This window comes from Aeromicrobium sp. HA (genome assembly GCF_027171405.1).
Classification (GTDB): domain Bacteria; phylum Actinomycetota; class Actinomycetes; order Propionibacteriales; family Nocardioidaceae; genus Aeromicrobium; species Aeromicrobium tamlense.
This window is the reverse complement of record NZ_CP114372.1, coordinates 2,921,953-2,935,755: the sequence shown is the minus strand read 5'-3', so window position 1 is coordinate 2,935,755 and position 13,803 is coordinate 2,921,953. Positions and strand designations below refer to the sequence as shown.

Here is a 13,803-nt window from a genome sequence, read left to right as displayed (position 1 = left end):
GATGTCAAGACCCGGGGTTGATATCGGAGTGTCGGCGCGATAGGCTTGAGGTTCGCGCCCACTTTGTCATGCCCTGGTTCCGTCCTGCTCGCTGTGTGCAGGACTTGACGGGGCTCCCGAAGCGTGCGCGCACACGGCACCAGCCGTGTGGTGGAGCGGCACGAGCCGCTCGACGACAACTGAAGAGTACAGAACCGCCACGTTCACCGCATGCGAGTTCCTTCGGAAGGACTTCTCTTGGCCGCCTCGCGTACCGCCGCACCCACGAACACCACCTCGCGCATCTCGTTCGCGAAGATCGCCGAACCGCTCGAGGTTCCTGAGCTTCTCTCCCTGCAGACCGACAGCTTCGACTGGCTGATCGGCAGCGATGCCTGGCGCGAGCGCGTCGAGGCCGATCTGGCCGCCGGGCGCAACGACGTCTCCGGCAAGTCCGGCCTGGAGGAGATCTTCGAGGAGATCAGCCCCATCGAGGACTTCTCCGAGACGATGAGCCTGTCCTTCCGCGACCACCGCTTCGAGCCCGCGAAGTACTCGGTCGAGGACTGCAAGGACCGCGACGTCACGTACGCCGCCCCCCTGTTCGTCACCGCCGAGTTCATGAACAACGAGACCGGCGAGATCAAGAGCCAGACCGTCTTCATGGGCGAGTTCCCGCTCATGACCGACAAGGGCACCTTCATCATCAACGGCACCGAGCGTGTCGTCGTCTCCCAGCTCGTCCGCTCGCCGGGCGTCTACTTCGAGCGCACCCCCGACAAGACGTCCGACAAGGACATCTTCACGGCGCGCGTCATCCCGTCGCGCGGTGCGTGGCTGGAGTTCGAGATCGACAAGCGCGACATCGTCGGCGTCCGTCTCGACCGCAAGCGCAAGCAGTCCGTCACGATGCTCCTCAAGGCCCTCGGGTTCACCGAGGAGCGCATCGTCGAGGAGTTCGGCCAGTACGAGTCGATCCGCATCACGATGGAGAAGGACTCCGTCCGCAGCGAGATCGTGCGCGAGGAGCTCGAGAAGAAGGCCCGCGACACCGCCGTCACCAACGAGATGGTCGACGCCGAGGTCACCCGCCGCTCGCTCATCGACATCTACCGCAAGCTGCGTCCGGGCGAGCCGCCGAGTGTCGAGGCCGCGCAGACCCTGCTGGAGAACTACTACTTCAACCCGAAGCGGTACGACACGGCCAAGGTCGGTCGCCACAAGATCAACAAGAAGCTCGGCACCGACGCCGCGTTCGACCAGCAGACGCTGACGCTCGACGACATCGTCGCCACGATCCGCTACGTCGTGGCCCTCCACGACGGCGCCACCGAGCTCGAGACCCCGGCCGGCACCGTCCCGGTCGAGGCCGACGACATCGACCACTTCGGCAACCGTCGCATGCGCACGGTCGGCGAGCTGATCCAGAACCAGCTCCGCACCGGCCTGGCCCGCATGGAGCGCGTCGTGCGCGAGCGGATGACGACCCAGGACGTCGAGGCGATCACGCCGCAGACCCTGATCAACATCCGTCCGATCACGGCGGCGCTGAAGGAGTTCTTCGGCACCAGCCAGCTGTCGCAGTTCATGGACCAGAACAACCCGCTCGCGGGCCTGACGCACAAGCGTCGTCTGTCGGCCCTCGGCCCGGGTGGTCTGTCGCGTGAGCGCGCCGGCTACGAGGTCCGCGACGTCCACCCGTCGCACTACGGCCGCATGTGCCCGATCGAGACGCCCGAGGGCCCGAACATCGGTCTGATCGGCTCGCTCGCGTCGTTCGGACGGATCAACCCGTTCGGCTTCGTCGAGACGCCGTACCGCCGCGTCGTCGACGGCAAGGTCAGCGACCAGATCGACTACCTGACCGCCACCGACGAGGACCGCTACATCGTCGCGCAGGCGAACTCGGTCCTCAACGAGGACGGCACGTTCGCCGAGGACGCCGTGCTGGTGCGCCAGCGTGGCGGCGAGGCCGAGCTCCGCCCGGCCGGCGAGGTCGACTACATGGACGTCTCGCCGCGCCAGATGGTGTCGGTCGCGACCGCGCTGATCCCGTTCCTCGAGCACGACGACGCGAACCGCGCGCTCATGGGCGCCAACATGCAGCGTCAGGCCGTGCCGCTGATCCGCAACGACGCGCCCCTGGTCGGCACCGGCATGGAGTTCCGTGCCGCCGTCGACGCCGGCGACGTCACCGTCGCCAAGAAGGCCGGCGTCGTCAAGGAGGTCTCCGCCGATCTCGTCGAGATCATGGAGGACGAGGGCACGTACACCACGTACCGCCTGGCGAAGTTCCGTCGCTCGAACCAGGGCACCTGCACGAACCAGCGTCCGCTGGTGCGCGAGGGCCAGCGGGTCGAGGTCGGCACGCCGCTGGCCGACGGCCCCTGCACCGACGAGGGCGAGATGGCGCTGGGCACCAACCTGCTCGTCGCCTTCATGCCCTGGCAGGGTCACAACTACGAGGACGCGATCATCCTGTCCCAGCGCGTCGTCCAGGACGACCTGCTGACCTCGATCCACATCGAGGAGCACGAGGTCGACGCCCGCGACACCAAGCTGGGCCCCGAGGAGATCACGCGCGACGTCCCGAACGTCAGCGAGGAGACCCTCGCGAACCTCGACGAGCGCGGCATCATCCGCATCGGCGCCGAGGTCGGCAACGGCGACATCCTCGTCGGCAAGGTCACGCCCAAGGGCGAGACCGAGCTGACCCCCGAGGAGCGCCTGCTCCGCGCGATCTTCGGCGAGAAGGCGCGCGAGGTGCGCGACACGTCGCTCAAGGTCCCGCACGGCGAGTCCGGCACCGTCATCGGCGTCCGCGTCTTCGACGCGTCCGAGGGTGACGAGCTGAGCCCCGGCGTGAACCAGCTGGTCCGCGTCTACGTGGCCCAGAAGCGCAAGATCAGCCACGGCGACAAGCTCGCCGGCCGCCACGGCAACAAGGGCGTCATCGCCAAGATCCTGCCCGTCGAGGACATGCCGTTCCTCGAGGACGGATCGCCGGTCGACATCGTCCTGAACCCGCTCGGCGTGCCCGGCCGCATGAACGTCGGCCAGGTCCTGGAGACCCACCTCGGGTGGATCGCCAAGGCCGGCTGGGAGGTCCCCGACTCCACCAAGGAGGAGTGGGCCGAGCGCCTGCGCAAGATCGGTGCCGACTCGGCCGACCCGAACACGAACATCGCCACCCCGGTGTTCGACGGTGCTCGCGAGGACGAGATCTCCGGTCTGCTGTCCAACACGCGTCCGAACCGCGACGGCGACCGCATGGTCGGCCCCGACGGCAAGGCGCGCCTGTTCGACGGTCGCACCGGCGAGCGGTTCCCGGATCCGATCAGCGTCGGCTACATGTACATGCTGAAGCTGCACCACCTGGTCGACGACAAGATCCACGCGCGCTCGACCGGCCCGTACTCGATGATCACCCAGCAGCCGCTCGGCGGTAAGGCCCAGTTCGGTGGCCAGCGCTTCGGTGAGATGGAGGTCTGGGCCCTCGAGGCCTACGGCGCCGCGTACGCGCTGCAGGAGCTGCTGACGATCAAGTCCGACGACATCGTCGGCCGCGTCAAGGTGTACGAAGCCATCGTGAAGGGCGAGAACGTTCCCGAGCCGGGCATCCCGGAGTCGTTCAAGGTTCTCGTCAAGGAGATGCAGTCGCTGTGTCTCAACGTCGAAGTGCTCTCGGCCGACGGCACCGCCGTCGAGATGAAGGACTCCGAGGAGGAGTTCTTCCGCGCCGCCGAGGAGCTCGGTATCGACCTGTCCCGCCGCGAGCCGTCGTCCGTCGACGAGCTCTGAGTCCGGACTCCACACACCTTTCGAAAGGGAAAGAAGACACCGTGCTCGACGTGAACTTCTTCGATCAGCTCAAGATCGGTCTCGCGACCGCCGACGACATCCGCAACTGGTCGTTCGGCGAGGTCAAGAAGCCGGAGACGATCAACTACCGCACGCTCAAGCCCGAGCGTGACGGACTCTTCTGCGAGAAGATCTTCGGTCCCACCCGGGACTGGGAGTGCTACTGCGGCAAGTACAAGCGCGTGCGCTTCAAGGGCATCATCTGTGAGCGCTGCGGCGTCGAGGTGACCCGCTCCAAGGTGCGCCGTGAGCGGATGGGCCACATCGAGCTCGCCGCCCCGGTCACGCACATCTGGTACTTCAAGGGCGTGCCGAGTCGGCTGGGCTACCTGCTGGACCTCGCCCCGAAGGACCTGGAGAAGGTCATCTACTTCGCGGCCTACATGATCACCTCGGTCGACGAGGACGCGCGTCACCGCGACCTCGACAGCCTCGAGGGTCGGATCCGTCAGGAGATCGACCAGATCGAGAACCGCAAGAACGACGCGATCAACACTCGGGCCGTCAAGCTCGAGGAGGACGTCGCGGCGCTCGAGGCCGAGGACGCCAAGGCGGCCGAGCTGCGCAAGGTCCGCGACGCGGCCGAGCGCGAGATGGGCCAGCTGCGCGACCGTCACGACCGTGAGATCGCGCGCATCCAGGAGGTCTGGGACCGGTTCAAGAACCTCAAGGTCCAGGACCTCGAGGGTGACGAGCTGCTCTTCCGCGAGATGCAGTACCGCTTCGGCAAGTACTTCGAGGGCTTCATGGGCGCCGCGGCGATCCAGAAGCGCCTCCAGGACTTCGACCTCCAGGCCGAGGCCGAGTCGCTGCGCGAGATCATCGCCACGGGCAAGGGCCAGCGCAAGACGCGTGCCCTCAAGCGCCTCAAGGTCGTCTCGGCCTTCATGGGCAGCGAGAACAACCCGGCAGGCATGGTCCTGGACGCCGTCCCGGTGATCCCGCCGGAGCTGCGCCCGATGGTGCAGCTCGACGGTGGCCGCTTCGCGACCTCCGACCTCAACGACCTGTACCGCCGCGTGATCAACCGCAACAACCGCCTCAAGCGACTGCTCGACCTCGGCGCGCCCGAGATCATCGTCAACAACGAGAAGCGGATGCTGCAGGAGGCCGTCGACTCGCTGTTCGACAACGGCCGTCGTGGCCGTCCCGTCACGGGTCCGGGCAACCGTCCGCTGAAGTCGATCTCCGACATGCTCAAGGGCAAGCAGGGTCGCTTCCGTCAGAACCTGCTCGGCAAGCGCGTCGACTACTCGGGCCGTTCGGTCATCGTCGTCGGCCCGCAGCTCAAGCTGCACCAGTGCGGTCTGCCCAAGCAGATGGCGCTCGAGCTGTTCAAGCCGTTCGTGATGAAGCGTCTGGTCGACCTGAACCACGCGCAGAACATCAAGAGCGCCAAGCGCATGGTCGAGCGGGCCCGCCCGGTCGTGTGGGACGTCCTCGAAGAGGTCATCACCGAGCACCCCGTGCTGCTGAACCGCGCGCCCACCCTGCACCGTCTGGGCATCCAGGCGTTCGAGCCGCAGCTCATCGAGGGCAAGGCCATCCAGATCCACCCGCTCGTCTGCTCGGCCTTCAACGCCGACTTCGACGGTGACCAGATGGCCGTGCACCTGCCGCTGAGCGCCGAGGCGCAGGCCGAGGCCCGCGTCCTGATGCTCTCGACGAACAACATCCTCAAGCCGTCGGACGGCCGTCCGGTGACCATGCCCACCCAGGACATGATCATCGGCCTGTACTTCCTGACCCTGGACCGTGACGGTCACGTGGGCGAGGGTCGTGCGTTCAGCTCGCCGGCCGAGGCGACGATGGCGTTCGAGCGTGGCGAGATCACGCTGCAGAGCAAGGTGAAGATCCGCATCGACGGCGAGATCCGCGAGACCACGCTCGGTCGCGCGATCTTCAACGACGCCCTGCCGCAGGACTACCCGTTCGTCAACTTCCAGGTCGGCAAGAAGGAGCTCGGCGTCATCGTCAACGACCTCGCCGAGCGCTACAGCAAGGTCGACGTGGCCGTCGCGCTGGACAACCTGAAGGACGCCGGCTTCCACTGGGCGACCCGCTCGGGCGTGACGATCTCGATGGACGACGTCGTCAGTCCCGAGGAGAAGGGCAAGATCCTCGAGAAGTACGAGGGTCAGGCCGCCAAGGTTCAGCAGCAGTTCGACCGCGGTCTCATCACCGAGGACGAGCGTCGCCAGGAGCTCATCGAGATCTGGACCCAGGCCACGGCCGAGGTCGCGGGCACGATGGAGGAGATGTTCAAGGCCAGCGGGGACAACCCGATCTGGATGATGGTCAACTCCGGTGCGCGAGGCAACATGATGCAGCTGCGTCAGATCGCCGCCATGCGAGGCCTGGTCGCCAACCCGAAGGGCGAGATCATCCCGCGCCCGATCAAGGCGAACTACCGCGAGGGCCTGTCGGTCGTCGAGTACTTCATCGCGACCCACGGTGCTCGCAAGGGCCTGGCCGACACCGCGCTGCGCACGGCCGACTCGGGATACCTGACCCGTCGTCTGGTCGACGTCAGCCAGGACGTCATCATCCGCGAGGAGGACTGCGGCACCGAGCGTGGTCTGCCCAAGGTGATCGCGACGCGTCTCGACGACGGCACCCTCGTCGCCGCCGAGAACGTCGAGACGTCGGCCTACGCCCGCAACGCCGCGGTGGACATCGTCCACCCGGAGTCGGGCGAGGTCCTGGTCGGTGCGGGTGAGGACCTCGGCGACGTCGAGATCAACCACCTCATCGCATCGGGTGTGGAGACGATCAAGGTGCGCACGGTCCTGACCTGCGACGCCAAGACCGGCACCTGCGCCAAGTGCTACGGCCGTTCGCTGGCCACCGGCAAGCTCGTCGACATCGGCGAGGCCGTCGGCACCATCGCGGCCCAGTCGATCGGTGAGCCCGGCACCCAGCTGACGATGCGTACCTTCCACACCGGTGGTGTGGCCGGTGACGACATCACGCACGGTCTGCCGCGCGTCGTGGAGCTCTTCGAGGCCCGTCAGCCCAAGGGCAAGGCCCCGATCACCGAGGCCGCGGGCCGCATCACGATCGACGACACCGACAAGGGTCGCAAGATCGTGGTCACGCCCGACGACGGCGCCGAGCCGATGGAGTACCCGGTCACCAAGCGTGCGCGCCTGCTGGTCCAGGACAACGACTCCGTCGAGGTCGGTCAGCAGCTCACGCACGGTACGCCCGATCCGCAGGAGGTCCTGCGCATCCTGGGTGTCCGCAAGGCGCAGGAGCACCTCGTGGACGAGGTCCAGGAGGTCTACCGCAGCCAGGGCGTGGCGATCCACGACAAGCACATCGAGATCATCGTGCGCCAGATGCTCCGTCGCGTGACGGTCATCGAGCAGGGTGACGCCAAGCTCATCCCCGGCGATCTCGCGGACCGCGCGATCTTCGAGGAGGAGAACCGTCGCGTCGTGGCCGAGGGCGGCACCCCCGCCTCGGGCCGTCCGGTCCTGATGGGCATCACGAAGGCCTCGCTGGCCGTCGAGTCCTGGCTGTCGGCCGCCTCCTTCCAGGAGACGACCCGCGTCCTCACCGAGGCCGCGATCCAGGGCAAGTCGGACTCGCTGCGCGGTCTGAAGGAGAACATCATCATCGGCAAGCTGATCCCGGCCGGCACCGGCCTGGAGCGGTACCGCAACATCCGGGTCGAGCCCACCGAGGAGGCGCGTCAGAACGCCTACGCGGTCACGGGCTACGACAGCTTCGACTACCAGTTCGGAGCCTCGGACGCGGCGCCGGTGGCGTTGGACGACTACGACTTCAGCTTCGACAGCTGAGTCAACGCGAAGGGGCCCTGCCGATCGGCAGGGCCCCTTCGTCATGCCCGGGCGGAGGCGCCGGGCTCAGCGGAGGTGGTGGTGACTCGGCGGCCGGTGCGCACGGCGGGGGAGGGTGCGCTCGACGCCGCGGTCCCACACGTCGGGGTGATCGCCCGGGAGGTGCTGGGTGTCCTCGCTCGGGTCGCGGAACATCCACGTCAGTCGCGGCTCGAAGATCGGGCGGAACACCGTGGCGACCGGCTTCGTCATGAGCAGGTTGGCCACGATCGTCGCGGTGGCGATGCAGCCCAGCACGGCGGTGGCGCCGTAGGGCTCGATGCGCTGCCACAGGTCGAAGTGACGGTCGAGCCACAGGATGACGAAGCCGTGCAGCAGGTAGCAGTAGAAGGTGCGCCCGCCCATCGTCGTGGTCCACGAGCGGCCCCGCGGCACGAGCGAGAGGGCGGCCAGCGTGAGCACGAAGGCGATCACGAGCAGCAGCGCCCGGATCGCGATGCCCTCGAGCGGACCCGCGCCGAGCTCGTCGTAGCGGGCCTTCCACAGCAGCCACGTCGTGAGCGGCCAGCGGTCGGCCCAGGACTGCGCGAACGCCAGGCAGACGACGAAGGAGCCGCCCAGCAGCACCGCCGCGACGATGCGGTTGCGCGCGTGACCCAGCCACAGGAAGACCTCGCGGTCGAAGTGCAGCCCGATGACGTAGAACGGCAGCAGGCCGAGGACCTTCGGCAGCGCCAGCACGTTGGGGATCTCGATGAGGCCGGCGAGCAGGGAGATCAGCACGGCGGTGGTGATCGGGTACTTCAGGGCCCGCCAGATGGGGGTCGTCAGACGCCAGATGAACAGGGCGGCCAGGAACCAGCCGAGCCACTGCGGCGACAGGATCATGAAGTGCTCGGGCTCGCCGTCGTAGTGGCGGGTGATCAGCTGCAGGCCGGTCTCGACGATGAGGTACGGCACGATCAGGGTCGACACGATGCGCCGGATCTGGCGGAAGTCGCCCACGTAGTGACGAGCCGTGTAGCCCGAGATCAGCACGAAGAACGGCATGTGGAACAGGTAGATCCACGTGTAGACGCCGCGGGCGGAGTCCATCACCACCAGCTCGGTCAGGGAGTGGCCGATGACGACCAGGAGCATGACCCAGTACCGCGCGTTGTCGAGGTAGGCGACGCGCTCCTTGGGTGCAGAGGTGCTGAGCGGCAGCGGATCGAGACGACTCATCGCGCCACCGCCTCACGAAGCGCAGGGTAGGCCGGAGGCGCGATTCGGGCCTCTGCATCGTTCACTCGCTGACGCTCGCTCATCGCCTCAACCCTAGAGGCTCAGCCGTCCCTCGACAGCCTGAGCGATCGAGGCCTCAGGACGCGGGGTTGAGGAACAGCGAGAGGTAATTGCCGCGTGCCGACAGCGTGTGCACGGTGCGGACCTCGCGACCGTCGGCCCCGGTGCCCCACGTGGAGATGACGACCTCGTTGAGGTCGGCCATCACGTCGCGCTGGACGGTGCCCTCAATGCGCTCGCTGGTGAACCTCTCGGCGACCTCGGTGGCGATCGACGCCCGCAGCGTGGTCATCGTGGCGAACGGCGGGCGCTGCCCCGACAGCAGGACGGTGGCGCTGGACGGCGGCGAGAAGCCGTCGATGACGGGCTCGTCGACCGAGGCGTCCTCGTCCATCTTGGGCCAGATCCAGTCGGTCTTCTCGGCCGTGTCCTCGATGCGCGGCGGGTTGTCGAGGTCCTCGGGCGTCCGGTCCTCCTGGCCGGCGCGCGGGTCGCCGACGTAGGCGACGTCGAGGCGCATGACGGGGCGCTCGAGCGAGGCGAAGTTGCCGGTGCGGGCGGACACGTCGCCGGGATCGACACTCATCCGGACGCGCAGGTCGCGGCCGCCCGGCGTGGTGCCCGAGACGTCGAGCGAGCAACCGGTGACGCGGCGGTCGCTGGCCTTGCAGTAGGCCGAGAGGTCGTCGGTGACGATGCCGGCCTCCGGCAGCAGCACCGACAGCTCGGCCAGCAGGCGGCGGACCACGAGCGTGGGGTTGCCGTCGATGCGCATGAGCGACACGAAGGTGTCGGGCTTCGGCGGGTCCTCGAGGTCCTCGAAGAAGTCGCCCTCGGGCCGGTTGTCGATCGTGGGGGTGGGGGTCGGCGTCTCGGTGGCCTCGGTGCCCTGCTCCTCGGCCTCCTCCGCCTCCTCCAGCGCCTGCTCGGCGCGCACGGCATCGAGCTCGGGCTTGTACGCCGCGATGAGGCGCTCGCTGCGGTAGCGGACGAGCGGGCCCAGTTGGGTGGCGCCGGCGGGCACGCTCAGGCCGTACGCGATCGGGCTGGCCGGGCCGGACTCGTGCGAGTCGATCTCCGGCGGCACGGTCGTCCGGTCGGCGCTGGGCACGCCGGCGTCGGTGGTGCAGCTCGACAGCGTCAGGATCGCCGCCGTCGCGGCGATGGCGGCGGTCAGACGGCGCATCGATCCCCTTGCCAGGTAGTAGGAGAAGTCAAGGGTAGCCGGTGCCGTCGTATGGTTCTGTCCATGCTCGACCCCACCCCGGCGCACCCAGGTCGGGTGTGACCGTGGACACCCGCACCACCGCCACCGACCGCGTCTTCGCCCTGCTGCGCGAGCGCATCGTCGGGGGAGAGCTGGCGGCGGGCTCCCAGCACTCGATCTACCGGCTGTCCGAGCAGCTCGACGTCTCGCGCACGCCGGTCCGTGAGGCGGTGCTGCGGCTGGCCGACCTGGGCCTGGTCGAGATCGAGCGCAACCGCGGGGTCCGCATCCGCGGCGTCACCGTCGCCGACGTGCGCGAGGTCTTCGAGCTGCGGCTGCTCCTGGAGGTCCCGGCCGCCGCGGCCGCCGCGCGGCTGGCCGACCGCGACCTGCGCGAGCGGCTCGCCGCCAACGTGGCAGCCACCCGCGACCACGCCGCCGCGGGCCGCGAGACCGACTTCAGCCGCGTCGACCGCGACTTCCACGCGCTCGTCGCCTCCGCGGCGCGGAACCCGCGTCTCGAGTCCGAGGTCACCCGGCTGCGCGACTCGATCCAGGCCCGGGGCGTCTCCACCTTCGGCCGCTCGCGTCCGCTCGCCGAGGTCGCGGCGGAGCACGAGCCCGTCGCGATCGCGATCGTGGACGGCGATCCCGAGGCCGCCGGACGGGCCATGGCCGCCCATCTCGAGCGCACGGGCACACTGCTCATGCACCAGGTGGCCCGGGTGGGGGACGAGGTCGACGACGGCTGGGCCGGGGACGTCCGCGCCGCGGTCGAGGCAGCGGGCAGTAGCATGCTACTGACGGAACCCGCGGACGAAGGACAGTCATGACCACGCCTCCCCTCGAGCGGCTCGAGACCGGTCGCGACGTGCTGGCCCGGCTCGAGCAGTCGGGCGTGCGCGACGTCGACGCCTCGTCGCTGGCCCGCGCGCTCTACAGCTCCGACGCCTCGCTCTACCGCGTCGAGCCCCAGGTGGTCGTCCGGCCGCACGACCTCGACGAGGTCCACGCGGTCGTCGAGGCCTGCCGGGCGTCCGGCACCCCGCTGACCTCGCGCGGCGCGGGCACGTCCATCGCGGGCAACGCCATCGGCACCGGCGTGGTGCTCGACTTCTCGCGCCACATGAACCGCATCCTCGCGATCGACGAGGCCACCCGCACCGCCGAGGTCGAGCCGGGCGTCGTCCACGCGACGCTCCAGCGGGCCGCGGCCCCGGCGGGGCTGCGCTACGGACCCGACCCGTCCACCCACACGCGCTGCACCGTCGGCGGCATGATCGGCAACAACGCCTGCGGCAACCGCGCGCTCGGCTACGGTCGCAGCGCCGACAACGTCGCCGCGCTCGACCTGCTGACGATGGCGGGGGAGCGGTTCCAGGTGGGCCGCGACGTCGCCGTGACCTCGGAGCGGCTCGAGAGCCTGCGCTCTCTCGTCGGCGCGAACCTCTCGACGATCCGCACCGAGTTCGGCCGCTTCGGCCGCCAGGTCTCGGGCTACAGCCTCGAGCACCTGCTGCCCGAGAAGGGCTTCGACGTCGCCTCCTTCATGGCGGGCACCGAGGGCACGCTCGCGGTGATGCTGGGCGCCACCGTCGACCTCGTCGCCGACGCCCCGGTGCGCCACCTCGTCGTCCTGTCGTTCCCGTCGATGGCCGAGGCTGCCGACCACGTGCCGGCGATCCTGCCCTTCGAGCCGATCGCGTGCGAGGGACTCGGTGGCCGCATCGTCGAGGTCTACCGCGCCGCGCACGGTGCCTCGGCGGTGCCGGATCTGCCGCCGGGCGACGGCTACCTCTACGTCGAGCTGGCCGGCGACGACGCGGCCGAGCTGCAGGCGCGCGCCGACCGCGTGGTGCGCGAGTCCGGCGCGATGGGGCACCGCCACGTCACCTCGCCGATCGAGCAGTCGGTGCTGTGGCGGATCCGCGAGGAGGGCGCCGGCCTGGCGTCCCGCGCCTGGGACCGCCCGGCACTCGCCGGCTGGGAGGATGCCGCCGTCCCGCCCGAGCGGCTGGGGGAGTACCTCCGCGGCTTCGAGGCCCTGCTCGACCAGCACGGCCTGCACGGCACGCTGTTCGGCCACTTCGGCGACGGCTGCGTCCACGTGCGCATCGACTTCCCGCTCGACGCGCCCGACGGCCGCCGCGGGTTCCGCTCGTTCCTCACCGACGCCGCCACGCTGGCCGCGTCGCACGGCGGCTCGTTCTCCGGTGAGCACGGCGACGGCCGCGCGCGGTCCGAGCTGCTGCCCCTCATGTACTCGCCCGAGGCGGTCGGCCTGTTCGAGCAGGTCAAGCAGGTCTTCGACCCCGACGACCTCATGAACCCCGGCGTCCTCGTGCGTCCGCGTCCCCTCGACGAGGACCTCCGCGGGATGGGCGCCGGGTGGCCGGCCGGCATGCCCGAGCGGCGCCGCAGCCTGCGCCTGCTGCACGACGACGGGGACTTCGGCGCGGCGGTCCACCGCTGCACCGGGGTCGGCAAGTGCCTCGCGGCGCCGGGCGCCGGCGTCATGTGCCCCTCCTTCCAGGCCACTCGCCAGGAGAAGGACTCCACGCGCGGACGCGCGCGCGTGCTGCAGGAGATGGTGGACGGCCGGCTCGTCGACGGCGGCTGGAGCAGCCCCGAGGTCCACGAGGCACTCGACCTGTGCCTGTCGTGCAAGGGCTGCGCCGGCGACTGTCCCACGGGCGTCGACATGGCGACCTACAAGGCCGAGGTACTGCACCAGACGTACAAGGGCAGGATCCGGCCCCGGAGCCACTACGTCCTGGGGCGTCTGCCGATGTGGGCCCGGCTCACCGCGCCGGTGGCGCGGCTGGCGAACCTGGCCCTGCGCGTTCCCGGCCTGGCCCACGTCGCCCGGTGGGTCGCGGGCATCGACCAGCGCCGCAGCATCCCCACCTTCGCGACCCGCACGCTGTCGAAGGTGCTGTCCCGCGAGGAGCGGGCCACCGGGGGCGACCCGGTGCTGCTGTGGGCCGACTCCTTCACCGAGTACTTCTCCACCGACGCGGGCCGCGCCGCCGTGCGACTGCTGGAGTCGGCGGGCTACGAGATCCGCCTCCTCGAGCGCCAGCAGTGCTGCGGCCTGACCTGGATCTCCACCGGTCAGCTGGACAAGGCTGCCGAGCTGGCGGCGGCGGCCGTCGAGCAGCTGCACCCGTACGTCGAGGCCGGCATCCCGGTGGTGGGACTCGAGCCCTCGTGCCTGGCCGCCCTGCGCACCGACGCCCCCGAGCTCGTCGACGATCCCCGGGCGGCCGAGGTGGCGAAGGGCGTGTTCACCCTGGCCGAGCTGCTGGCCGACCGCGAGGAGCTCGAGGTTCCCGACCTGTCGGGCCGCACCCTCGTCGTGCAGCCGCACTGCCACCAGGCCTCGGTGATCGGGTTCGACGCCGACCTGCGCCTGCTGTCGCGCACCGGCGCCCACGTCGTGCGCGTCGGCGGCTGCTGCGGACTCGCCGGCAACTTCGGCGTCGAGAAGGGCCACTACGAGGTCTCCGTGGCGGTCGCGGAGCAGCAGCTCATGCCGGCCGTGCGGGAGGCCGGACCCGACGCGATCGTCGTCGCGGACGGCTTCAGCTGCCGCACCCAGCTCGACGACCTGGCCGACGTGCAGGCCGTCCACCTCGCTCAGCTGCTCGTCGGCGACCGGTAGGA

At 69.6% G+C, this 13,803-nt stretch carries 6 protein-coding genes; 4 read left to right on the top strand and 2 right to left on the bottom strand.

Going from position 1 to position 13,803, the window contains the following annotated elements:
* Positions 1-237 precede the first annotated feature (237 nt).
* A complete protein-coding gene (gene rpoB, locus O3S82_RS14495; protein WP_179422705.1) occupies positions 238-3,780 on the top strand; it encodes a DNA-directed RNA polymerase subunit beta in 3,543 nt (1,180 codons plus the stop codon).
* 41 nt (positions 3,781-3,821) lie between these two features.
* Complete coding sequence (locus O3S82_RS14490; protein ID WP_269303758.1) at positions 3,822-7,646, top strand: DNA-directed RNA polymerase subunit beta'; 3,825 nt, start codon at positions 3,822-3,824, stop codon at positions 7,644-7,646.
* Between the two features lie 66 nt (positions 7,647-7,712).
* Here O3S82_RS14490 and O3S82_RS14485 read toward each other — a convergent pair whose 3' ends face one another.
* Positions 7,713-8,870, bottom strand: coding sequence for an acyltransferase family protein (locus tag O3S82_RS14485; protein WP_269303756.1), 1,158 nt, complete (start codon positions 8,868-8,870; stop codon positions 7,713-7,715).
* Between the two features lie 136 nt (positions 8,871-9,006).
* On the bottom strand, positions 9,007-10,116 hold the full coding sequence (locus tag O3S82_RS14480) for a hypothetical protein (RefSeq protein ID WP_269303754.1): 1,110 nt from the start codon (positions 10,114-10,116) through the stop codon (positions 9,007-9,009).
* A gap of 104 nt (positions 10,117-10,220) precedes the next feature.
* Here O3S82_RS14480 and O3S82_RS14475 point away from each other — a divergent pair, with 104 nt between their 5' ends.
* Together O3S82_RS14475 and O3S82_RS14470 are read left to right on the top strand one after the other, a co-directional pair.
* Positions 10,221-10,970, top strand: a complete 750-nt coding sequence (locus O3S82_RS14475; protein WP_269303752.1) for a GntR family transcriptional regulator — start codon at positions 10,221-10,223, stop codon at positions 10,968-10,970.
* Positions 10,967-13,801: an FAD-binding and (Fe-S)-binding domain-containing protein gene (locus tag O3S82_RS14470; RefSeq protein ID WP_269303750.1), complete on the top strand. Its 2,835-nt coding sequence runs from the start codon at positions 10,967-10,969 to the stop codon at positions 13,799-13,801. Before O3S82_RS14475 ends, O3S82_RS14470 begins: the two co-directional genes overlap by 4 nt.
* Positions 13,802-13,803 lie beyond the last annotated feature (2 nt).